Here is a 25,184-nt window from a genome sequence, read left to right on the forward strand (position 1 = left end):
TTCTTCCTAGACCGCCAAGGCCGTGACTCTAAAGGACGTCGTGTTTCACGTCGTGACTCGCGTCATGTTTCGCTCGATCGACGTTCGAGACTTCATCTTTCCTGGTCTCATCACATCCACCAATCGCTTCGGCCAGCACTCGATCGTCAGCCGCAGAAACCCATCGCAGATCAAATACAACCGCGTCTGCATCAACATGCGTCGTCACCGCTGGCACATTGTCGCGAAGCTCATCGGCCCATTGCTGGGCGGAATGATCTTTGTGGCGGACTCGGATCTGCTGCGACGGCAATCGCCAGCGACCATCGGCGGTTAGCTTTGCCGGATCAGACGTGACCACGCAATCGGCGATCCGCTCATTGCTCGACAACCGAGTCGCCAGTCTTTCAGCCCTCCCGCGCAAGTTCTCTTGCGACGTCATCAACAATTGCTTGATCGGCGTCATCGATTCGGACGCTTCCATCGCGACCATCATCATCGCAGTCACCGCGTCCGTCGCCGCTAAGCCGTTCCAAGCAGATTGCGATCGAATCTGATCGATCAAGTCACGACGTCCGATCAACACACCACAGGCCGGACCGCCGGCAAGACCATCGCCTGCGATGACGACCAAGTCGGCGCCATCGGCCAACAATGCTTCGGCCGACGGAATCGACTTCGCCCAATCACTTTGACCAAGCGTGTCTCGCTTGATCGTTGCGATTGGTAGCACGACGATTTGTACGGCGTCAACTTTTCCGCCACCGAGTCTGCTGAAATCGAACAGCTTCGCCGCGCGGTCGCCACCGTCGGCAAGCACCGTCACGAAGCGGCTCAGTCCAGAAAAATCAGCAACATCGACGCGGTTCGATCCGCCAACTTCAACGATCTTCGACGTCGGCAATGCATCGGCTAGGACGCTGGGTAGCGGACGACCGCCGGGCAAGCTGACTGCGTAACCGCGATGCAGCACGATCGACCGTGGGGAATCGGACCGGTTGGCATCGCCGGATGTCCGTGCAAGCAATGCGATCGCCGCCAAGGCAGCTTCAAATCGATACGTCACTGCCGCGCTGTAATCGCCACCGCCAGGCAGGCATCGATCAATTCGACGATTCAGTTTGGTGGTCAATTCTTCACCACCCACAATACCACCGGCCAACAATTCGATTCCCATTTCGACCACTGATGCATCCAGTGGCACGCCGGTCCCCTGTGGCCCGTGCAGCACACCGGCAGCATTGATCATCGTCGGTGCCAAAGTCATGTGCTTGCGGGTCCACCGCTCGACCGACTTCTTGCTTGACTGAGCACTCCGCATGACCGCGTCGAGACCTCGTGCAGCAGTCTGAGGCAGGTCCTGCAGAATCTCGTTGGCCTGATGCTTTAGCTTTTCAATGGTTTCCGGTTCACGTGCTTTGCGCGCAACGTCGCCTAAACCGCGACGCAGCAGATCAATGGTCCAGGGAGGGATTGCCATCTCGAAAAGCCTAAAAATGAAAACAAAAAACGGCAATGCGATCTTGCCCATGCCCCCTATGATAACCGCACGTCCGAAAAGTACATCGACATCCGCAATCGAGCGTCTGATAGACTGCAGCGGTGATCGTATTTGGCGTCTTTTGCATGGGAATGTTTGCATCGATGGAACCCCTCCAAATCGAACGAAAACGCTTATTCGGTGGCCTGGTTTTGGCGGGCACCATCGTGACCATTTTTCTGATCTCCAACCTGCCTTGGGCCTATGTTGAATTGCATGGCCGATGGCATGGCACCTCCGAAATTGATGGTCCCCAACATCTAGCGGATCTTCAGATTCCCACCATGGCTGGCTGGCCGTTTCGGTATTTGATCCGGTCAAAAATCGACGGTGAGTCCGAGCTACGGTACTGGTCATGGTCAAAATTGACCTGCAACCTAATCATTGCTTTGACTGCTGCGGCGGTCGTATTCTTGTTTGGCACGATCCGAGACCGAACCCTACGTAGCCGACCGAGCCGATTTTGGATCAAGTCTCTGTTCGACTCGGGTTTGGCGTTGATGATCATCATTGTGCCTGCAGCTATCGTCGGAAACGCAAGGTGGCAAGCGATTGAACATCAGAAAATCGCAGCCGAGATCTTAAAAACGGGCAACTACTTCACTTCGATTTGGCTTCCTAAACCGCTGGCGAATCGCGTGCCCGCCGGGATGTTGCCGTGGCTGAATCGGGTGCGACAAGTTCAGTGCATTGCAACCGACGATAAATTGACCAAGCGAATTTGCGAAATCCCAACGCTAGTGCAATTTGAGTCCTTTCGCGGCCCTGACAACGCTGCTTCACTGGCGCCGTTAGCGGACCGTCACTACTTGATCTCGGTCGGATTGAATTGGCAAAAAATTACACCCGGAAAAATCGATCTGATCCGGCAACTGCCGTGGGTTTCGGCGCTGACCCTCGCACATACCGACCTTTCGGCGGACCAAATTCGGCGATTGGATTCGCTAACGCATCTGCGAACTCTCAATCTGACCTACACCGACCTAAAACTTGCGGACATCGGCAAACCTTCATGGAGTGCCAAGCTGAAACGACTCTACCTGACGCGTCCCGCAGCTGGCGAGAGCGACCAACTGATCGTCGAAGGCTGGCCAAACTTGGAATCGCTATCGGTGATTCGTGAGACGATCTATCGCAACAGCAGCACACTAGAGATTCGGTTGAGCGACCTGCCAAAACTGAAAACTTTGCGAATGGACCGTATTCAAAAGCACAAACTTTTTGCACGAAACCTTCGTTCGCTCGCTGTGATCCAGGACGACTTCTCGCCCGATCCCTATTTATTAGATCGGCGATACTGGATCCCAGGTCTGGGATGGTACGAACAACTGGAACTGGAAAATATGCCCAGCCTTTTGAGGGTGGCAAGCTTTTCTCGTGACTTAACGAAGTTCCGGATCAAGAATCTTCCCAATCTGCGCGAACTCGAAATCGGAGCCCAGCTAGCAACACTTGTGACGGAAGACGAGTCAGATGTCCCCGTCAATTCATCCACCTATTGCCAAGAATGGGTCAACGAAATTGGTCATTTTGATGGTCCATCTTCAGTCAGGTTCACGGGCCTCAAGATGGACGGCATTGATTTTACCGAACTGGCCAACAACCAAGGCATCCGAAGCCTGCGTTTGCCAGACGTGAAAGTGACCTTTGACCAAGCAAAACGATTCGAAGGAATGAATCGACTTCGCAATCTAGATTTGGGAAATTGCTTGATCGAAGCAGACCAATTGACATGGTTTCTTGATCATTTCCCGGCGCTTGAATCGCTGCGAGTCAATGGATCCAAGCTAAACAATCTTGAAGTGGTCAAAGGCCATCGTTTGCGTCAATTGCACGTCAACACGCTGACGGATATCGATTCGATCCGGATCCTGGATCAACCTGAACTTGCCAGTTATCTGCGAGTTGAACGATCGCCCGCCCGGCTAGAGATCCGCAACGCCCGTGGCATGCGAGGGCTTGCGTTTTCCCAGCCCTGGCCGAAATCCGCTGTCGTGACCGGACTGCGTGACCTGCATTGGTTCGCGGCCGGCGGTGAAGAGGTGAAGGATCCGCTGCTAAAGGTTTTGCTCGCATGCCCGAACCTGGACCAACTGATCCTGGGTTATCCATCGCTATCGCGCACTGGCCTGTGCCGCATTGGTGAACTTCGACGCTTAACCGTTCTGCAAATCCCTGGCGCAAATGTTGATGATTCAATCACCGCAACGTGGCGGGGACTCGAATCGCTTTGGGAAATCAACTTAGATGATAATCCCGTTGGCGCTCAAACGGTTGCATGGCTAAGCACGTTGCCATCACTGCGTTCAGTTTCACTTAATCGAGTCAAACTTGACGACACCGCCCGAGAATGCTTAGCAGAACTGCGGCAGCTGTCGGGACTGCGGCTTGCTGGCGTCGAAGTAGGTGCCAAAGATTTGACCAGCTTGATGAGTAATGATGCTCTAGAACTGCTTGATCTTTCCCAGACCGAGATCTCGCCTGAAATCCTGGACCTTGCCGCTAATTCACCTTCTTTAAAAGTGTTGATTTTACACGACTGCAAGTACGATCCCCAACAGATCGAACGAATCTTGAAAACGAACACGACGGTTGCAATTGATCTCGGCCAATTGACCGCTGAGGGTCCGGCGGACGTTTCGCTAGCGAGTGCATCTGAACAGCTTGACGCAGAGATTATTTCCGAGCTGAGATGCCGCATGAAAGATTTCCACCAGAAAGTTCGGTTCAGTGAGACTGGCCTGATCCGAAGTCAATCCTCATTTTCGCTGCACCAAATCGGGACGACGGTCCCTGACCCTAGTCGCGACAAGCAGGACTTGAATACCGAAGAACAGATCGGACCTAGCCCGGGCGGAATGGCCGCCGAAGACGATCCCAACGGCGAATCGAACGATGAATTAGCGGATGATTCGGAAGATCAAATCCAAGCCCCCCGATCGCTTGCGTCAGCGACGGATTCTGGTCGCATTAATCTCGATGCGTTGAGAACGATGTTGAATTGGAAGCCCCAACCGGCGACATCCGCCGCGCTCGACTAACCGGCTTACCGTAGACACGACGGTTTTAGGATGAAATCTTCGCCATAGTGGCGAAACCGCGAGCAAATTGTGTAAGCTAAAAGAGTCTGTGGTGGCTCCCAGTGATGGCAGCCCATCGAGACCGTGCCTTGCCGATTCGCCTTCCACCGGTCCCCATCACCGGCCGAGGGCGTCCGCAGACCGCATCCCCCACCAACCTCCTCCTGCTCTGGAATTGTCGTTACGTGCGAAAGTTTTTTCTCTTCCCGCTTCGTCTCTGTGTTGGTTGGGGCTTTTCGCCGCGCCTGCTCAGCCTGATCGGTGCGGTCGCGTTGGTCTTGCTGCGACTTACCGTTGGCTGGCACTTTTATAGCGAAGGCATCGACAAACGCGATGCAGGCAATTGGAGTGCGGCGCCATTTTTCGCCAACGCCAAAGGCCCCTTCGCAGGCGAGTTCCGCAAGATGGTTTGGGACGCCGACGGCAAGTTGCGGCTCAATCAAAACGCCAACATGTATTCATGGGCCGTTTTCCGGGACCAAGTTGCTGCGCATTACGGCTTCGATGACGCCCAAGTACGACGAGCCCAAGACAACTACCGTGACGCGGTCAGCCAATACGAATGGGTCGTCAGCGAAAACGCAACTGAGTTGGAAGAGTTTGAACTTGGTCGTTCGCGAATTGCACGACTCGAATCCAACCAGGAAGAGAAGTCTGAAAAAATGCTGCGTGATGGAGTCACGAGCCTTGGTGGACAACGAGACACAATCCGCAAGGAATGGATAGGTAAAGCCGCCCCGGCACTGAAACAGATCGACGCAATCTGGAACAATTACGAAACGGCCCAGAATGCTTTGGCGACCACCGAACAGGCCGAATCCCGTGGTAAGCTGAGACTTGTCAAACCTCGTACCGCACGCATCGACACCAGCGTGGTGGATGGACTGCTGCCCTACTTCGATATTGCAGTCGGTTTGCTCCTGCTGTTCGGACTGTTCACGCCGGTAGCTGCGTTAGCGGCCGCAGGTTTTCTCGGTTCAGTCTTCTTGAGTCAGTATCCGCCATCGACAGGGCCGACATCGAGCAACTACCAATTGATCGAATCAATGGCATGCCTAGTTTTGGCGGGAACCGGTGCAGGCCGGTTCGCCGGTCTCGATTTCTTCCTGCATCTAATCGTTCGCAAATTTTGGTATGCGCCAGACCCGGATGCTTAGCAAGATGAACAAGGTGCGTTGAATACGCCCGATCCAAATCAAAACAAATCTCTCAAACTACATTTACATTCCAGGTTTTTTCCATGGTCGATAAACTCTCTGCCGATCAGCGTGCAGTTGGCGAACACAATTATTACTCGGCGGTTGGCAGTTACTACGACGTGAACCGTCGCGATTTCCTTCGCGGCATTGTCTCGGCTGGTGCAGTCAGTGGTGCCGGTCTTGGCGCAGCATATTTTGGATACGGCAAAGTCAACGACCCGGTCCGCATTGCCGTCATCGGCACCGGTGACGAAGGCAACGTTTTGATCGGTGGCTGCAACCCCGAATACGTCGAAGTCAAAGCAATCTGTGACATTCGCCCGTTTGGACAACACCGCGCCTTCCACGGCGATTGGTCTAGCCCTTCGGCGCTCGGTCGCCGCCCCGGACTGATCCAAGTTGCTGGCTACAAGGACGAAGCCGAAGCTCGTCGTAACGTCAAGGTTTACGACGGCAAGAACGGCGGCATCATGGCCTGCTTGGACGACCCGGACATCGAAGCAGTCATCATCGCTCTGCCTCTGTGGCTACACGCCTCGGTTGCCGCTTTGGCGATGGAACGTGGACTTCATGTTCTGACCGAAAAACTGATGGCCCACAACGTTGCCCAGTGCAAAGTGATGTCACGCATGGCAGCAGAACTGAAAGACACCGCTGGAAACCCGCTGCACTTGGCGACCGGTCACCAACGTCACTACAACGTCAAGTACGACAACGCGATCAACCTGATTCGCTGGGGATTGCTGGGCCAACTTCACCACATCCGTGCCCAGTGGCACCGTGGAAACCTGCCGGGTGCCGACAGTTGGAAAATGCCAATTCCCGGTGGCGAAAAGACTGCCGATGGAACGATGTACGACAAGATCGCCGGCGACATTCGAAATCGCGCCGGACGCTTGAAAAAAGCTACCGATCCCGATGAAATCGTCCGTCTGCAGGCAGAACTTGCAATGTTTCAAGCCTGGGACGCGGACAAAAACGTCGACCCATCGAAATTTGGATACAAAGACTTCTCGATGGGCGATGGCCACTTCAGCGCCATGGAAGAACTGCATCGTTGGCGTTTATTCGATCGCACCGGCGCAGGCTTGATGGCGGAACTTGGCAGCCACCAACTTGATGCGGTCAGCATCTTCCTGAGCTCGCTTCGGAACGATGGCAAAAAGGTTCATCCATTGACGGTCAACGCCGTCGGCGGCTTGCACATCATGCCCGAAGACCGCAGCGTCGGTGATCACGTCTATTGCATGTACGAATTCCCTGGCCCGGAATACAGCAAAGACTTTGACGTTGGCTACTTTGACCCTGTCGACAACTACCCGGCTAGCAAAGTTGTCAAAGGCAAGGATCCGGTTCGCACCGGCCCGATCCCTGGATACTCAGATGATCCCAACAAAAAAGTCGTCGTGACCTACTCGTCAATCAACGGCAACGGGTTCGGCGGCTGGGGCGAAGTCGTGATGGGGACCAAGGGCACACTGATCCTGGACAAAGAAACCGACGTCTTGCTGTATCGCAACAGCGACACCAGCAGCAAGGTTGGGGTATCGAAACAAGGCGGTGGCTATGCGCTCGATACCAGCGCAAGTGGCGACTATGCGGCACCTCTGGCACAGGCCGCCGACTCCGGCCCGGTCAGTCGCGGCTATCGCGAAGAAATCGAGCACTGGGCGTTTTGCATCCGAAACCCCGACAAAGAAAACAGGCCACGTTGCTATCCCGAAGTCGCGATGGGCGACGCGGTGATCGCACTGGGAACCAACGTTGCCCTAAAGAACGCCAACGCTGGCAAGGGTGGATACTTGAAGTTCGAAGAAGAATGGTTCGACATCAACAGTGATGCCGTGCCGGACGGAAGCGACATCAAGGCTGAGGCCGAATACATGAAGAAGCCAGTTGCCTAAAAGGCGGCACCCACACCGGTCAGCGCTGGCCTCGCATCACGCGGGCTAGTGCTGCCGCCGGCTAGTCCGATTGGCGATTTAGTCCAACTGCCAGTCAGCTCAAAATAAAACCCCGGCGCGGTATCCGAGATTCAAATCAAGGAAACCGTGGCGGGGTTAATTTTTTTTTCGGACGTCAAACCCTGGCTTTACGCCGGGTGATCAACCCAAGGCGACTACTCAGCAGGAGCGTCGGCTGCAGGAGCTTCTGCGCTGGTCGTCGTGTTGCTGCTTGGCGCAGGAGCCACGTCGGTCGAAGTGTTCGCTTCGATCGGTGCAGGTGGTGCACAGCCGAAAGTGAAAGTCAAAACGAACGCGGCGACGGCGGCTTGAGCCAAGGTGAAAGCTGATTTCACGGCAGGAATTCTCCAAAAAGTAAGGTGGGACGAACGGCGGCATCTTAGTCCACCAATCCTAATTGTCCTAGCGACGGCCCCAGTTTTATGATCAGCGTCGCAAAATATAGCCGTTCGCAGTCCTTAAAAACCTCCTAGGTCTTCAATCCCAACGTTAACCGGTGGCGTGAAAAGTGCCAGTCATCAATCGGCTAGTCGCCACCGTCACATCCCGCACCGCCAACATGGTGGGCCGCCAACTCGCTCCACTATTGCCAGACACAGTCAATCCGAGCATCTCTCCCGACCGATGCCAACGTTGGACAACTCGAAACTTACAACGCTCGACCGGCTCTGGATCTGCCATGACAATCCGACGCATTTTCGCACTCACTGCACTCTTGGGCACTCTTGCACTGGCCAGCTCTGGCAATGCACAAAGTCCAATTTCGTCGCCCAGCGATGCATCGAAACCGGCTTCGATCGACCGAATCAAACTCTATGATTCGCTCGAAAAACCATCGGATCGAAACGAACGTTCACTGCCTTCATCGGCACAGCTTTCCGCAAGCGAAATTCGCCAGGCACGTGCTCTCCACCGAGCCGACCAGCGGGCCGCACGCTTAGACTACAACCTTTGGATGGGCGTCAATCCGCTGCGTCCCGATTGGAACGCCGTGCCGATGACGCACAGCAATTACAATTACATCCAACGCCGCGTCTATGTGCCTTTCTACGTCCACGCTCGCTAAACGGGCGTTACCAATGCGACTCGCACGTCGCACACATTCGTTCCCGTTGGGCCGGTGACCAACAATCCACCGGCACACGTGAAAAACGTGTAGGCGTCGTTCCGAGCCAGCGAATCCGAGACATCCAACCCCAATTGCATCGCTTGCTGATGCACGTCCGCGTCGATGAACGCGCCCGCCGCGTCGGTCGGTCCATCTTCGCCATCCGTGCCGCCCGACAAAATACAGATCCGGCTCCATTGTTCGTCCGTCAACGACTGACCTAGCAAGTACTGGTAAGCCGCCAAAACCAACTGTTGGTTTCGACCACCTCGGCCGCGGACATCTTCGCCGACCAACTTCACAACTGGTTCGCCACCGGTGATCAAGCAATCCAATCGATGATCCTGTGGATCGGCGTTCAACATGTCGACTGTCATCTTTGCCAAATGGCGTCCAACATCTTCGGCAAAGCCTTCGCATTGCTTGGCAACCTGCATGACGTGGTTGTAACCAAGACCTTCGGCGCGCATCCCCGCTTCGTCCACTGCGACGGCATTGTTCCCGATGACAATCGTGGTAGCGTGACAGGTGGGTGAATCAGTCGCCCGATCCTGGGCAAGCGTTCGATAGATCGCCAGCGGAAGTGATCGACTCACGTCATACTTTGCCAATACTTTGATGGCGTCTTGCGCAGTCGAAGTATCCGGGACCGTCGCGCCTGACGCGATCAAATCGAGCGGGTCGCCAAGCACGTCGGACAACACCAACGTCACCAATTCACCCGCGCGACAAGCTCGCAGCAATCCGCCGCCTTTGACGCGGCTAAGGTGTTTTCGGACTGTATTGAGCTCGGCAATGTTTGCTCCCGAACTGCTCAAGAACCGAGTGACTTCTAACTTTTCTGCAAGAGTGACCCCGTCGATCGGCGCGGGCATCAGTGCGCTGCCACCGCCAGAGATCAATGCGATGCAAAGATCACGCGGCTTGGCGCTGCCCACCAGCGATAAGATCTCGTCGGTGCCCCAAACGCCGGTCTGCGTCGGCTCGTTCACCATTGCTGGGCGCGCCGGATGAAGCCGAATCGGGCCAGGCTCCGTCTCCGTTCCTTCGGGAACATTGACGAAGCCAGTCACGGGCAACCAGTCACCGATCGCCGCGGCTAATCCGGTTGCCATCGCCGTTCCCGCCTTGCCCGCGCCAACGACAATCACGCGATCAAAATCGCTGCGACGATACGAGTAGCCGCCGACGGAAAGTGTTTCGCCGTGCACGACGACCTCGCGGCGCACCAGCGACTCGGCCAAAACAGACTCCAGCCCAGCGTACCATATCTCGGTTGCATGCGTTCGAGCCAAATTCATGTTGAATGGATTCACGTTATTTTGAACTTCCAAAGGAACAACCACCACCACAGTCGCCGCGTCTGGAAAGGCACGCTAAGTTGTTGACCATGACGAACACGCACCTTGAACCTGCTGAAATTCCCGACCGCGACCAATTGGCGTCGGAGTACTTCGAACTTCTGCCCTACGCACCCTATCCGGTGCAAGAAGAGGCGATGCTGGCGTATTTTACCGGGGATGTCGCGTCAGGTGACCATGGCGTCCTAGTTTGCGCGCCGACGGGAACGGGAAAAACCATGATCGCCGAAGCGGCCGTCTATGAAGCCCTTCGGACCGGTACGCGGATGTACTACACGACGCCGCTGATCGCACTGACGGACCAAAAACTGGATGAACTTCGCCAATCCGCAGTTCGCTGGGGTTTCGCAGCCGATCAAGTTGGATTGGTGACCGGCAATCGATCGGTCAATCCCGATGCCCCCGTTTTGGTCGTCGTCGCAGAAATTCTGCTCAACCGACTTCTCAACCCGACATCCTTCGATTTCACAGACGTCTCGTCCGTTGTGATGGACGAATTCCACTCGTTCAACGATCGTGAACGGGGCGTCGTCTGGGAATTAACGCTCGGACTGTTGCCATTGCACGTGCGGACGATGCTGTTGTCGGCGACGGTCGGAAACGCGATGGAGTTTACGTCTTGGCTGACACGTGCGCACAAACGAAGACTGCAATTGGTGGTCGGCACCGAACGCAAAGTCCCACTGCAGTATTCGTGGGTTGACGACGAAATCCTGCCCGATTTCTCAGAACGGATTGCCGATGGCGACGAGATCGCACGGCGGACACCGGCGTTGATGTTTTGCTTTAGCCGATCACAGTGCTGGACCACCGCTGAACTGCTCAAAGGCAAGAGCGTCATCGACAAGGCTCGTCAGAGTGAACTGGCCGACTATCTCAACAACGCCGACATGTCCGAAGGTGCCGGACCGAAATTGAAGCAGATTCTGATGCGAGGTGTCGGAGTCCACCATGCAGGAGTCCTACCTCGGTATCGTCGCATCGTCGAAGATCTGTTCCAACGCAAACTGCTGGCCTTCTGTGTCTGTACCGAAACCCTCGCTGCCGGCATCAATCTGCCTGCTCGCAGCGTCGTGCTGCCAAGTCTGTTGAAGGGACCACGCGACAAAAAGAAGCTTTGCGAGATCGCATCTGCACAGCAAATTTTTGGACGTGCCGGTCGCCCACAGTTTGATGATGTTGGATACGTGTACGCCCTGGCGCACGAAGACGACGTGAAGCTGAACAAATGGCGTGAGAAGTACGACTCAATCCCCGAGGACACCAAGGATCCGGGATTGATGAAGGCGAAAAAGCAACTGAAGAAGAAGATGCCCAAACGCCGCGCCGGCGAAACGTACTGGACCGTATCGCAGTTCGAGCAATTGCAGTCCGCCGAATCAGCCAATCTGGAAAGTCGCGGTCTGCTGCCGTGGCGGTTGTTGGCGTACTTGTTCAGCCAAGACAAGAATGTCCAGCCGATCCGAGACATGATTGGGCGCCGCCTGCTGCACCCCAAAGGCATCGAGGACGGCCAACGAGATTTGAATCGAATGTTGATCACGATGTGGGAAGGTCGTTACATCGAACTCGATCCGGAACCGCACGCGGCCGAATTGCCGCCACCGCCCCCAACAAACAAGGAAAAGAAGGCCGCCAAGACGGCCGGACTCTTCGGCGAATTACTAGACAAAATTCAACCGGATGCATTCGAGCCTGCTTCCACCAAGGAAGACGAGACGGACCCAAAACTGATCCAAAGCCGGGGTTATGAAATGACCAACTATCGGCCGATCACCGCCACCCCGAAAAACCGACTCGAACGGCTAGTTCATATCCGCAGCATCAATCCACTCTTTGGCGTGTTCCTGGCAGACCAACTAGCGATCGCCGATCCGAACGAACGAATTGCAACTTTGGAAAGCGTCCTGCAGGTGCCAGGAACCGTCGCCCGATTCTGTCGCATGCCTTCCTACGATGACATGCCTGCCGGAACCCTTGCAACGACCAAACTCGATAGCGAACTGTTGACTTTGGGATTAGCAACATCCGAAGAACTCGGTGCGAAAGGCCCAGAAGATGACGAAGACATTGTCGATCGCGGTTTCGGCCGAGTCATGTTTGACGAACCGAGAGTATGGCCGCTGACGATTGGCGAAAAACTGCTGCGACTGTTCCGAAATGAATTTCCTCGCGTCAACGACGTCCGTGTGACGCCGGTTTGGATCGTTGGGGAACTATTGGAATTCGGCGGCGATTTCAACAAGTACGTGACGGCTCGCAAACTGCAAAAGGAAGAGGGGATCCTCTTCCGCCACTGCCTGCGCATGGTCGGATTGCTCGATGAAATGGCAAACATTCCGCCATCCAACACAACCGTCGAAACGTGGGAAGACCCGCTCGACGACCTAGCCGACAAGCTGACCGAAACCTGCCGTAACGTCGATCCGCAAAGCACCGACGAACTATTGGCACAACCGGGCAGCGAAGCGTTCGACCTGATCGGATTGGGGCGTCGAAACGCCAAGTGAGTACTCGGCGTTTGTAATCGTTACTCGCGGTCCGCTAAGACGCCAACGAATCGATCAGGGCGTTGAAAGTTGCGCTTGGCCGCATCGCTGCTTGGACTTTCGCGGGTTCAGCCATGTAGTAGCCACCAATGTCGACCGGATTGCCTTGTGCGGCACTCAACTCGCCAAGAATCTTAGTTTCGTTTTCGGCCAACTGTTGTGCCAGTTCCGCAAAGGCCCCTTTCAACGAGGGACTCGTTGACTGTGCCGCCAACGCTTGCGCCCAATACATCGCCAGGTAAAAATGACTACCTCGATTATCTAGCTCGCCGACTTTACGCCCCGGTGACTTGTTTTCGTCTAGCAGTTTCGACGTCGCTTCGTTCAACGTCGCCGCCAACACTCCGATATCCGCGTTGCCGGTCTTGGCAGCCAAGTCTTCCAACGAGACGGCGATCGCCAGGAACTCGCCCAGCGAATCCCAACGCAAGTGACCTTCGCCGATCAATTGCTCGACGTGCTTGGGTGCCGATCCGCCGGCACCCGTTTCGAACAGACCACCACCGGCCAAGAGGGGCACGATCGACAGCATCTTGGCGCTGGTGCCGAGTTCCAGGATGGGGAACAGGTCCGTCAAATAGTCACGCAAGACGTTCCCGGTCACAGAAATCGTGTCCTTGCCTTCCTTACAGCGAACGCATGTGTAAGTCGTCGCATCCACCGGCGACATGATCATGATTTCCAAACCTTCGGTATCGTGATCGGGCAGATAGGCGGTGACTTTGTTGATTAGGTTTGCGTCGTGATCGCGCGCTTCGTCCAACCAGAAAATTGCTGGCGAATCTGTTGCCCGAGCGCGCGCGACCGCTAACCTGACCCAATCGCGAATCGGTGTGTCCTTGGTTTGACACATCCGCCAAATGTCACCTTCCTTGACGGCATGTTCCATCAAGACGTTGTCCGCTTCGTCGACCACTTGAACCATTCCGTCACCGGCAATTTGGAAGGTCTTGTCGTGCGAACCATATTCTTCGGCTTTCTGAGCCATCAAACCGACGTTGGCTACGCTGCCCATGGTCGTGACGTCGAACGCGCCGTTCGCTTTACAAAACTCGATGGTCGCTTGGTAGACGCCCGAATACGATCGATCTGGAATGATCGCCTTGGTGTCGTGCAGTTTGCCATCGGCCCCCCACATTTTGCCGGACGAGCGGATCGCAGCGGGCATTGATGCATCAATGATCACGTCGCTAGGAACGTGCAGGTTGGTGATGCCCTTGTCTGAATCGACCATCGCCAAACGAGGTTGCTTGGCGTAAACCGCTTCGATGTCAGCCTTAATTTCCGCTTGCTTGTCGGCATCGAGTGACTGAATTTTCGAGTACACGTCGCCCAGGCCGTTGTTCGGATCAACACCAATCTCATTGAACAACTCGGCATGCTTTTCGAAGACGTCGGCATAGTAAACCGTGACGCAGTGACCAAAAATGATCGGGTCGGAAACCTTCATCATCGTTGCCTTCATGTGCAACGACATCAGCACGTCCTTTTTCTTGGCATCGCTGATCGCGGTCGCCAAAAATTTGCGTAGATGACTTTTGCTCATCACCGACGCATCAATGATCTCGCCGGCTTGTAGCGCGAGCGCACTCTTCAAAACAGTCTTGGATCCGTCTTTGCCGGTCCAAACAATTCGCACCGCCCCCGCTTTGGCCATCACGTGCGATCGTTCGCTGCCATAGAAATCGCCTTCGGTCATCGAATCGACGTGTGTTTCTGAATCCGCCGACCATGCACCCATCGAATGTGGATGCTTGCGAGCGAATGCTTTCACCGGCGCGGCGACACGGCGATCGGAGTTCCCTTCGCGAAGCACAGGATTGACCGCACTGCCAAGAACCTTTGCATACAGAGAACGGATTGCAATCTCGTCATCGGTCTTTGGATCGTCCGGGAAATCAGGGATACCAAAACCTTTGGATTGCAGCTCGGTAATCGCTTCGACCAACTGGGGAATCGAGGCACTGATGTTAGGCAATTTGATGATGTTCGCCTCGGGCGTCTTGGCCAATTCGCCTAGTTCCGCCAACGAATCGGGACGCCGTTGGTCTTCGGTCAAGTGATCCGAAAAACTGGCCAGAATACGCCCCGCTAAAGAGATGTCGCGAGTCTCAACTTGAATCCCCACCGCGTCACAATAAGCCCGAACAATCGGCAACAGCGATTCCGTGGCCAGCGCCGGTGCTTCGTCAGTGTAGGTGTAAATGATTTTGGCGTTGGTACCGGACATGGTCGTGTTCCTAGTGAGTGGCAGTCAGACGCGCAAGATAGTAACATTCAAGCGGCTAGAGGGGACAGACCCGGTCGCCCGATCTAAGCGAATAAGAAGCGTCGCTTCCTGTTCGGACGTCGCCACAGTATCACGCCCACGGTATCGTAGTGCCATGAAATGGGACTATCGATCAATCATCAGCGGAACACGCCGTGATCCGGTTGCAATCGCGATTCGTGGAGCGCTGTGGGTCGCATCAATGCCGTACGGCGTCGTTGTGGCGTCAAAAAACCGCAGATTCGAATCGGGAAAACTGGAAATCCACCGCGTCGGAACTCCCGTCATCAGTGTGGGCAACCTGACGACCGGCGGCACCGGTAAGACTCCGATCGTCTGTTACCTAGCCAAGTGGTTTCGATCCCACAGCACGCGAGTGATGATCGTCAGCCGTGGCTACGGACGCGGCGACAGCGACACCAACGACGAAGCCAAAGAATTGCACGACCGTTTGCCGGACGTGCCGCACGTCCAGAACCCTGACCGAGTCGAAGCTGCCCGCGTCGCGATCGAAGAATTGGAAGCCGAATTGATCCTGATGGACGACGGGTTCCAACACCGTCGCTTGCACCGCGACCTGGACATCGTCGTCATCGATGCGACATGCCCATTTGGTTTTGGGCACAAGTTGCCGCGAGGTTTATTGCGAGAGCCAGTCAGCAGTTTGAGAAGAGCCGATTTGGCTATCATCACGCGCTGCGATGCGGTACCGGAGGATCGCCTGCGACAGATTGAAACGACGCTTCGCAAAACCAACGCCGACTTGCCGTTTTTTCGGTCCCGCCATGTCCCCAGTGGAATAAGAGAGTACCCGTCGACCACTCACGCGACCGAAACACTTGCCGGCCAGAACGTTGCCGTGATTTCAGCGATCGGAAATCCAATGGCGTTCGAAAAGACGGTCGCATCATGTGGTGCGAAGGTGATCGCCGCCAATCATTTGGGCGACCACGATCCTTATGCTCCCCAAACCGTGACGCAACTCCGCGCCTGGATCCGCAGCCTGGGCGATTCGGTTGACCGGGTCGTCTGCACGCATAAAGATCTAGTCAAATTACAAACGGACCAACTGGGCGGAAAACCAATCGTCGCCATCATGATCGACCTAGAAATCGACGGTGACCTGTCGCCTTGGTTAAGCCGCGTTAAGGAATCAGCCGTTCGCAATAAGGACACGCAGTAGACCGCTGTCAAGACAGACAGCCCGGCTTGCCGGCACCAGACTGTTCTTGAACAGCTTGGCACCGGCGTCTGATAGTCTTTTTCAATCCGCGCTTTGCGAGCTACCAGATTCGAACGCGATCCTCTGGCTTCAAGAAGAGCGCGTCGTCTGGTTTGACACCAAATGCGTCATACCAAGCATCAATGTTGCGAACGATTCCGTTGACTCGGTACTCGCTAGGGCTGTGCGGGTCAGTGATCAGACGCTTCAGCAATTCCGGTTCAAGGTACAAGCGACGCCAAACCTGAGACCATCCGAGAAAGAACCGCTGGTCGCCGGTCAGGCCGTCAATCACCGGTGCTTCTTTTCCGCCGAGCGAAAGCTGGTATGCCTCATAGGCGACGCTCAGACCACCCAAGTCGCCAATATTTTCACCCAGCGTTAGTTCACCATTGACGAAGTTTCCGGCGATCGGTTCGAAATCGTTGTACTGCTCGACTAGTCCTTCGGCACGTCGTTCGAACTCTTCGCGATCCGATTCGGTCCACCATTTTCGCAAGTTGCCTTTGCCATCGTACTCGCTGCCCTTGTCGTCAAATCCATGCGACAACTCGTGTCCGATGACAGCGCCAATACCGCCATAGTTGACGGCATCATCCGCCAACAAGTTGAAGAAAGGCGGCTGCAAAATCGCGGCCGGAAACACGATCTCATTCATCGTCGGGTTGTAGTACGCATTGATCGTTTGCGGCGTCATGTGCCACTCATTGCGATCAATCGGTTCACCAAGTTTCTTCAACTCGCGTTGATTTTCGAACTCAGCCGCAGCAATCAAATTGTTGGCCAAAATCGGCGAAGCGACTTGAAGCTTCGAATAATCTTTCCATTTGTCCGGATAGCCGATCTTGGTTGCAAACATCGACAATTTTTCTCTCGCTTGTTTTTTGGTGCCTTCGCCCATCCAGTCGCGTGATTCGATTCGTTTTTCGAAAGCAAGTTTTAAGTTGTCGACCAATTCATTCATCCGCTGCTTGGCTTCGGGGCGAAAGTGTTCTTCGACATAGAGTTGCCCGACCAATTCGCCCAGCACACTGCCGGTGATATTGACGCCACGTTTCCACAGCGGTTCTTGCTCGGTCACGCCACTAACGGCAGTGTCATTGAAATCGAAGTGTCGCTTTTCAATCACTTCGCTTAGGTTGTCGCCGTACGAATCAATCACCCGCAAACGAAGGTACGCCTTTAGGTCATCCAACGAGGTCTCGGCAAACAGCTTGCCAAAAGCCTCCAAATAACTTGGCTGGCGCACGACAAACGCATCCTGTCCGGCCAACCCAATAGCCGCCGTGTAGGCAGCCCAATCGAACTCGCCAAGCATTTTCTGCATCTCGGCATTGGTCGTTTTGTTGTACGTCTTGATCGGGTCGCGATTTTCGACCTTGGTCCAGTGGTTGGTGGCAATTGCTTTTTCAAATTCAAAGATCGCGTTGGTTGTCGCCGCGTCACCAGACTGCCCGACGAAAACCAACATGTCAGTGATGTACGCTTTCAGCTTTGCTCGCAATTCGACATAACGCTCGTCGTCTTCCAAGTAGTAGTCACGATCGGGTAGCGTCAGACCCGTCTGAGTGACGTAGACCGTGTAGGCATCGCTGTCGCGTGCATCAACATCGACATACGGCGCCAACGGTCCGTAAATCCCCATTCGATTCAGTTCGCCCATTGCCTCGGCAAGCGCATTCTTGGTCGATGCACCATCGATGAGTTTAAGCATTGGGTTTAGTGGCCCGACGCCGGCTTGATTGCGTGCGTCGACGTCTAGAACGCTACGATAAAGATCGCCGACCTTTTGTGCTGGCGAGCCAGCTTTGGATTTAACCTCCGCAGCTTTTTCAATCAGCGTGCGCACCTGTTCACGCGTCTCGTCATCCAGGATCGTGAAGATACCGTAATTCGATTTGTCGCCCGGGATCTCAGTGTTTTCCAACCAAAGTTGGTTTGCATAACGGTAGAAATTCTCGCCGGGCGAAATCGTGTCGCTGAATAACGACTTATCGATTCCCGAAACCTTGGACGCCGTCACGTTTGCCGTCGATATAGCCGCATCCTGAGCGGTGACCGCGGAATTCTGAGCCGCGAATACAGAGGTGAAAACGAATACGATCAACAGAAATCTAGGCTTCATCACTATTCCTTTGGTTACATGATTGCTTGGGTTCAATCGCTCGCGCCATGCTGGCTCTCGATTCGATGCCGTTCGAATGCCAATGCCATCCGAATACGGGGGCAACGTCAATCGTCGCCAACGACGCGCACTGGTGCGATTATCCTGCTGGCCAAATGACACACCGAATCAAATTACCGGATCCTGCCTCGCGTTGTTAGGTGATGCCACGCTAGAGAACTCGTCCGATCGACAACAATCAGATCAGCACACTCCGTCACGGGGTTCGAAAGACGCCAAAGATTGCAACAGGGCAAGCGATCGGCGACACTGTGGAGCACTTCGGCTATAGGCAAATTTCCATTTTGCCTCTCTTTTTCCAACTTGGCGGCACTTTCAAATGACAGTTCAACTATTGCGCGTTTTTGGGATCGTTTTGACGATGGGGATGGCTGCGATGGGGCAAGAGGCCGACGACCCGTTTGGCGGTCCGAGAAACGCTCCGCCGGTAACAAAAGCAAGCGAGCGAACCGCAAAACCAAAAATCGAGTTAGTTCCGTCAAGTGACAGCTCGATCGACGAAACCGAAATGAAGATTCGCCAATCGATGTCCAAACGAACGTCCCTCTCGTTCGTCGAGCTGCCGCTCGCCGATGCAGCTAAGCAACTAGCACAAGCTTTTGATTTACCGATCTTGATTGATGCTAAAGCTCTCGAGGAAATCGGCTTATCGGCGCAAGAACCAGTCAATGTAAAATTGCGGGACGTAAGCTTGCGCAGCATCCTTCGACTGATGCTAAACGACCTTGAACTGACTTACATCGTAAAGAACGAAGTCCTCATGATCACCACCGTTTCGTCGGCGGAAAGCAACCTGATCACTCGAGCCTATCAATTGCCCGCGTGCATGCAAGGCGATCCTCAAGCGGCGATTGAAGCTATCCATACGACCGTTGTCCCGGACACTTGGGATGTGCTTGGCGGACCGAGCACGATCGCGTTGATCAATTCCGTGGTGGTCATCTCGACCACGGAATGCGTTCACGAGGACACAATCGATATGATGCGAAAGACAGAAGCGGCAGATTCCCTATCTCGCGACGAATTGAATCGATAGGCCTATCGTTTTGCATCGGAGCTGATGCATCGATCTAACGCCTGGGACATCCCAGTCGCGATCGTTTCGCGACCCAGCGAATAGAGGCAGCCATCTTACCCAAACCGCCAATTGCCGCGATGGCTTCTTAAACGACGCAGGTTGGTTAGTGCTGCGCTAAGCAGAACCTACCCACACCGGTGAAATCGGATCGATAGAAAAGAGTCTGAATTTTGCCGAAATTGCTGGCGGGCCTCCCGCCCTCTCATGGCTCTACCTCAATAGGACGCTACTTACAGTGGCCGCGAGGCAGTCAGCCACCTGATCACTTCGCCGCTCTATTCACGCATAAGCTTCACCGTATGTCTTCCTACCAGACTTCAAACTCACTGCCCTCCGGCCCGACCATGCCAACCATGACTGGGCCGACGGTCAACGTCTTCGACGACCGATTTGAGCAAGTGATCGAGCAATTTGAAAATGACTGGGACGTCCATCGCCCCAACCGGATCGCCAACGTTCTGGAAGAACATGACAGTGAGGACCATCTGGCATTGATTTCTGAACTGGTCCGAATCGATGTCGAGTTGCGGAACAAAGTTTGCGATCCATTTTCAATCGACCAATACTCCGATGAATTTCCCGAACTGATCGACCATCCGTCGTTGCTGTACGCGATCGGATTCGAAGATTTCCGATCACGTCAACGGTTTGGCTTGCCAGTCGACGTCGAACGTTGGAAACAGATCCCTGGCATCCAAAACGAAACTTGGTATTCGTCGCTTCTCGGTGATACTGAGAATGTCAGCGCTCGAAACGATCCAAAGCAAAGCACAAGCGAGAAAGAGCAGAGAAATCGTAAGAACACTCCTCTTGATGCAAAGCTGGAACAGTCGCTAGACCAAATCGGTTTTCAAGTCACAGAGCTGATCGGAAGAGGCGCGTTCAGCCATGTCTATCTGGCAACCCAACAGGACTTAGCCGACCGATTCGTCGTGCTGAAAATCGTCGACCGTTCGATGACTGAATCTCGCAGTATTGCATTGCTTCAGCACACCAACATTGTGCCAATCTATTCCAATCACTTGGTTGATCAGAAAACCGTGATCTGCATGCCCTATGCAGGCTGCGTGACGCTGAGCGACCTGGTACCCGACGGTGACAAACGTCGCCTCAGCGGTGAGGAAATGGTCGCGACTGTTCGCCAGCGAGTCCGCGATTCACAGATCTCGAAGAAACCACAGTCTGCTTCACCGGCGGCTGACGATCTCTCAGCGATGACACCACTGGACCGAATCTCGCGACTCGACAGCAGCGATTTGATTACGTGGGTTTTCAAACGAATAGCCAGCGGACTCATGCACGCTCACGCCAGAGGGATCTTGCATGGCGATATAAAGCCAGCGAACGTCCTGATTCGAAACGACGGCGAACCCGCACTTCTTGATTTCAATCTTTCACATCTCATCGACTCGGCCACTGCAAAGCACGTCGGCGGAACGCTTCCGTACATGGCTCCTGAAAACCTTCTGGGAATGGTTCGTCATGAATCGACCTTGAGCGTGCCTTCCGACATTTATGGTTTTGGCGTGACGATGTACCAATTCGCAACCGGGCGACTCCCCTACACGGCGCCGAATTCAAAATCTGATGCCGATCTAACCCGTGCGGCCGAGGATCGCAGCAACCCTGTGAAGTGGCACAGCGGTGACGCTGTTCCGCCGAGTTTGCGAACCATCATTGAAAATTGTTTGGCGTTTGACGCGAATGATCGGTACGAAAGTGCCCAGCAGCTGCATGATGATCTGGATTGCGAGTCGAAGAACATTCCGCTGCGACATGGCCACGATCGAATCGGAACACGACTTCGAAAGTATGCCAAACGACATCCGAAGTTGACATCCGGCGGATCGGTCGCCTTCCTGATTGCGATGTCGATGATTCCGCTGATTGGGCTGGCAGCCGCGTGGCGGCAACGATCGCAACAAGCTGGCGTTGTTGAACAACTGAATCAATTTTCGGAACGTTCAACGCGGGTTCTGGCATCGATGATTGCCAACCCAGTTCGCCACACCGAACAGGAAATTGACGCTGCAATGCAGCCGCTGGCCGATCTTGGCGTACTGGACCCAGCCGCATTCGACGTCTCGACTTTGGACGATCTTCCCAACGAGCAGGGAAGCAAGTTTCGCGAGAACATGCTGCGTCACATCAACCAAGTCGCCATCTTCGAAGCCGACCGATTGATCACCGATTCGCGAAGCTCGCCCATTAAACCATCCTCGCTGCGGCGACTCGACCAACTGCAAGTCGCGGGGACTCGGGTCCTCAATGGGCGAGATTCACGGTCGCATCAATACATCGAAGTTGAGAAATCTAGAATCAAAGGTGACCGACAAGCGGTCAAGACCAAACGTGACAAGGCCAGTCAAACTGAAATGACCTCGGACACCGAAGTCTATTTGGAAGCCGTACGACTTCTAAAGAAAGAACAATGGGGCGAGGCAGTCGACATGCTCACTTCGCTTGCCGATCGCGGGGCGATTCCTCCGGAACTGCGATGGACAGGCCTTGGTCGTTCGCAATACAGCGAACGAAACTATGAAAAGGCGATATTGTCGTTCACTCAGTCGATCGAGCGATCACCCGAATCATCTCGGCTAAGACTATTGCGTGGACTCTGCTATCTGCAGCTATCGCGTGGCAATCCCGCCGAACAAGACTTTTCCGAAGCGATACGCCTGGATCCTACCAACTGGAAAGCGTTGACGAACCGCGGTTTGATCCGCTTGGGACGCAACCAAGCACCGGATGCGATCGAGGACTTTACGACGGCAATGAAGTTCGCCCCTGATCCGGGGCACTTGCTGTTATTGCGAAGCCGCGCCTACCGTGACCTTGGCGACCAAGAGGCCAGCCAACGCGACTTTGACGAAGTGATGCAGGCGAAAAACCTGTCTGCTGCTTCATTGGTGTCGCGGGCGCGGGCCAGAGAAAAATCGGATCCCAACGCCGCCTTGTCTGATCTGCAAGCTGCCTTGGCGATGGATCCGAATTCGACAGAAATCCAACTCGCGATGGCTAGCTTGTTGACGATCGAATTGAAGCGAGACGCAGAATCGATCGAGTGTCTTAATGAAGTAATCAAGAAACAACCCGAGAACAAGCGTGCCCTCGCCAACCGGGCCGTTTTGCGTGCAAGGCTGAAGCAATTCGACCTGTCCAAAGCAGACGCATTGGCGGCATCGGCACCACCCACGACTGGCCGCAATCTCTACCAAGCAGCTTGCGCATCCGCACTTCTGCCAGACCAAAACAGCCATATCCGCGCGCTATCGTTGCTAAGTCAAGCCATCCGATCCGGCTATGAAGCCGACAATTTAGCAATTGACGAGGATTTGGATTCCGTTCGCAAAATGCCAGGTTTCCAAGCCATCAGTCGCACCTACCAACTTGCCAATTTGATGAAAGGCAAGCAATCAAAAGCTGCATCGAAAGAGTTGTCCGAGCCACTCCTAGACAAAACCGCCGACGTCGTCGAATGACGCTGGCAAATCAATACTAAAACCCAATACCATTGCACAGGAAATACATGACATCGTCAAAGCGTCGGACTCGCCCTAAAGCTGCGAATTTCGAAACACTTGAACGGCGAGCCCTGCTCGCGGCGTTCGGCACACCATGGCCCGAGGCTCGCGATCTTTCAATTAGTTTTCCGGCAGATGGCGTCGCGATTGGCGAACAAAGCAACGACATTCGCGAAACGCTAGACCAAACAGGGGTCTCGAGCCAATGGCAAGAGCTTGCTCTGAGGGCCTATCAAACTTGGGCCATTCACGCTGACATCAACGTTGGTTTGCGCAACGATTTTGATGTCGCATTCGGAGCAGCGGGAAAAATCAGTGAAGACCCTCGCTTTGGTGAGTTTCGTATCGGTGCGTTCCCCCAACAGGGGCTGATGGCAAACTCATTGCCGTTTCAAGCCGTTGCCGGAACGTACTCGGGAGACCTGTTACTGAATTCAAATCAGAATTTCCGAGTCAACGATTGGACCGGCGGAGCACCGGACACAAGCACTTGGGATGCCAACGACCGCGATCTTTTTAGCGTGTTTCTGCACGAAGCCGGCAACACACTTGGCGTCGATGACAGCCAATTCAATTGGACAGTGATGTTTCGTCAATACACGGTTCCGAAAGGAATTCTAAGTGCAGAAGACATAGCCGAAATCCAAAGTCTTTATGGCCAACGCACCGATCCTTACGAGACAGCGGACAACGGCAGCGTTCAATTCGCAAGCGTGGTCCCCGAGCCGATCGGCTTTGATCCTCAGGCGGACGTTATCCGCACTCGGGGAAGTTTGGTCTCGCCAACCGATGTCGACCATTACCAAGTCACTTCATCAGCCGGCCAAAACACGTTAACGATCAAACTGAAAGCCGAAGGCGTTAGCCTTGTGAAGTCGAAAGTTGAAGTTCTCGATTCAACTGGCGCAGTGATTGCCACCAGTAGCGCCGCATCCGTTTTCGAAAACAACCATTCCGTATTGCTGTCGGGACTGTCCGGCGGCCAGGGGCTAACGATTCGGGTCTCGGCCGACGACCCATCGGATATATATTCAGTCGGCGACTACATCCTTGAACTTGACTATCGATCCATTGCGGTTCAGCAACTCGACCTTGTCCCGGGCGACTACCAATCCGGTGCGGACACGCTGTTTACCGAGTTCAGCTTGGCCGATGAGGAAACGTTAGCACAAACGATCGCTTCCTCCGACACGGTTGCCGCAACCCCTGCAGCAACCAATCGGTTTGAGGTGGTGTCATCGGTTGCGTCAGCGACAGATTCCGATGTTTGGGAGATCACCGCACCGACGGGCAGCAACCAGCAGTTGATCGTGAACGTTGCCGGCGTCGGTAACGATGGACCGGAGCTTCGGTTACTGGTAATCGACAGCAATGGTCAATCCGTCGGCACATCGGCCAGACTTCGCGACGATGGTTCATGGTCCGTTGAAGTCGCCGAACCGGTCGCGGGGGCGGCGTACTATGTTCGCATCAGCGTTGACCCCAACTCGGCCGTCAATGTCGGCAACTATGTAGCCGTTGCCGAGTTCTTGTCGCCAACCCAGCAAATGAACGAACTCGTTGCGGGAACAGCATCGTCAACGATCGATGAATTCTATCGGTGGTCCGCAGGCAAATCAAAGCTCTACCGTTTCGATCTCAGTGCGTTTAGCGGCGGAGTAGATGAAGGTGTTCGCCTTAGGATCTACGACACGTTCACCAAGGAACTGCGGCTCGTCATCAGCTCGCAAAACGACATGACCCGATCGGGCTTCGCTTGGTTGGACCAAGGCGATTACATGCTGCGTGTCACCACGTTCTCAGACGTCGAACTTCCAGTCGATGAGATCGACTTTGTCGTTCAAGTGGATGGCATTTCAGATGACCAGGACGAAGACCCTTACGATCCAGAATCCGATCCTTACTACGACCCGTACGAATACGAATACGACCCGACTTACTACTACTATTACTATTCGAACTACGAGTACTACTATGACTGGGATGCGTACTACGAGTACGACGGCGACCCTGAATACGAGTACTACTACACCGGCCCGTAGTCTTTTCCGACCAAGTCGATTCAGTTTCCTATCTTAGCATCCAGTTTGAAGCGGTTGCCGCTCCAAACGGCTGTTTGTCCGAAT

At 54.5% G+C, this 25,184-nt stretch carries 14 protein-coding genes; 9 read left to right on the top strand and 5 right to left on the bottom strand.

What is annotated here, in order from left to right:
• Positions 1 to 28 precede the first annotated feature (28 nt).
• Positions 29 to 1,459, bottom strand: a complete 1,431-nt coding sequence (locus tag Poly59_RS06440; protein WP_186776058.1) for a hypothetical protein — start codon at positions 1,457 to 1,459, stop codon at positions 29 to 31.
• A gap of 164 nt (positions 1,460 to 1,623) precedes the next feature.
• Here Poly59_RS06440 and Poly59_RS06445 point away from each other — a divergent pair, with 164 nt between their 5' ends.
• The 3 genes from Poly59_RS06445 (at position 1,624) to Poly59_RS06455 (ending at position 7,702) form a co-directional block, all read left to right on the top strand.
• On the top strand, positions 1,624 to 4,560 hold the full coding sequence (locus Poly59_RS06445; RefSeq protein ID WP_186776059.1) for a leucine-rich repeat domain-containing protein: 2,937 nt from the start codon (positions 1,624 to 1,626) through the stop codon (positions 4,558 to 4,560).
• 224 nt (positions 4,561 to 4,784) lie between these two features.
• Positions 4,785 to 5,756: a DoxX family protein gene (locus Poly59_RS06450; RefSeq protein WP_146533312.1), complete on the top strand. Its 972-nt coding sequence runs from the start codon at positions 4,785 to 4,787 to the stop codon at positions 5,754 to 5,756.
• Between the two features lie 83 nt (positions 5,757 to 5,839).
• On the top strand, positions 5,840 to 7,702 hold the full coding sequence (locus Poly59_RS06455; RefSeq protein WP_146533313.1) for a Gfo/Idh/MocA family protein: 1,863 nt from the start codon (positions 5,840 to 5,842) through the stop codon (positions 7,700 to 7,702).
• Between the two features lie 215 nt (positions 7,703 to 7,917).
• On the opposite strand, the gene Poly59_RS06460 is transcribed toward Poly59_RS06455, so the two are convergent.
• Positions 7,918 to 8,097, bottom strand: coding sequence for a hypothetical protein (locus Poly59_RS06460; protein WP_146533314.1), 180 nt, complete (start codon positions 8,095 to 8,097; stop codon positions 7,918 to 7,920).
• 344 nt (positions 8,098 to 8,441) lie between these two features.
• Between Poly59_RS06460 and Poly59_RS06465 the strand changes: the two genes are divergently transcribed.
• Positions 8,442 to 8,828, top strand: coding sequence for a hypothetical protein (locus Poly59_RS06465; protein WP_146533315.1), 387 nt, complete (start codon positions 8,442 to 8,444; stop codon positions 8,826 to 8,828).
• Here Poly59_RS06465 and Poly59_RS06470 read toward each other — a convergent pair.
• Entirely contained in the window at positions 8,825 to 10,186 is a 1,362-nt protein-coding gene (locus tag Poly59_RS06470) for a glycerate kinase type-2 family protein (RefSeq protein WP_246151443.1), read from the bottom strand. The two genes, Poly59_RS06465 and Poly59_RS06470, sit on opposite strands and share 4 nt — an antisense overlap.
• A 74-nt stretch (positions 10,187 to 10,260) precedes the next feature.
• On the opposite strand from Poly59_RS06470, the gene Poly59_RS06475 reads away from it, so the two are divergent.
• Positions 10,261 to 12,741, top strand: coding sequence for a DEAD/DEAH box helicase (locus Poly59_RS06475; protein WP_146533317.1), 2,481 nt, complete (start codon positions 10,261 to 10,263; stop codon positions 12,739 to 12,741).
• Between the two features lie 34 nt (positions 12,742 to 12,775).
• On the opposite strand, the gene Poly59_RS06480 is transcribed toward Poly59_RS06475, so the two are convergent.
• Positions 12,776 to 15,010, bottom strand: coding sequence for an NADP-dependent isocitrate dehydrogenase (locus tag Poly59_RS06480; protein WP_146533318.1), 2,235 nt, complete (start codon positions 15,008 to 15,010; stop codon positions 12,776 to 12,778).
• Between the two features lie 154 nt (positions 15,011 to 15,164).
• On the opposite strand from Poly59_RS06480, the gene lpxK reads away from it, so the two are divergent.
• Entirely contained in the window at positions 15,165 to 16,232 is a 1,068-nt protein-coding gene (gene lpxK / locus Poly59_RS06485; RefSeq protein ID WP_146533319.1) for a tetraacyldisaccharide 4'-kinase, read from the top strand.
• Positions 16,233 to 16,332: 100 nt separating this feature from the next.
• Here the strand turns inward: lpxK and Poly59_RS06490 are convergent, their stop codons facing one another.
• Positions 16,333 to 18,396, bottom strand: coding sequence for a M13 family metallopeptidase (locus Poly59_RS06490; protein ID WP_146533320.1), 2,064 nt, complete (start codon positions 18,394 to 18,396; stop codon positions 16,333 to 16,335).
• Between the two features lie 379 nt (positions 18,397 to 18,775).
• Here Poly59_RS06490 and Poly59_RS06495 point away from each other — a divergent pair, with 379 nt between their 5' ends.
• From Poly59_RS06495 to Poly59_RS06505, 3 genes are all read left to right on the top strand, one after another.
• Positions 18,776 to 19,492, top strand: coding sequence for a DUF4974 domain-containing protein (locus Poly59_RS06495; protein ID WP_146533321.1), 717 nt, complete (start codon positions 18,776 to 18,778; stop codon positions 19,490 to 19,492).
• A 386-nt stretch (positions 19,493 to 19,878) separates the two neighbouring features.
• Positions 19,879 to 23,016 carry a serine/threonine-protein kinase gene (locus Poly59_RS06500; protein WP_186776060.1) on the top strand — a complete coding sequence of 1,046 codons (3,138 nt, stop codon included), beginning with the start codon at positions 19,879 to 19,881 and terminating at the stop codon, positions 23,014 to 23,016.
• Between the two features lie 47 nt (positions 23,017 to 23,063).
• Positions 23,064 to 25,100 carry a matrixin family metalloprotease gene (locus Poly59_RS06505; protein WP_146533323.1) on the top strand — a complete coding sequence of 679 codons (2,037 nt, stop codon included), beginning with the start codon at positions 23,064 to 23,066 and terminating at the stop codon, positions 25,098 to 25,100.
• The last annotated feature ends 84 nt before the right edge of the window (positions 25,101 to 25,184 follow it).

This window comes from Rubripirellula reticaptiva, from assembly GCF_007860175.1.
Taxonomy (GTDB): Bacteria; Planctomycetota; Planctomycetia; order Pirellulales; family Pirellulaceae; genus Rubripirellula; species Rubripirellula reticaptiva.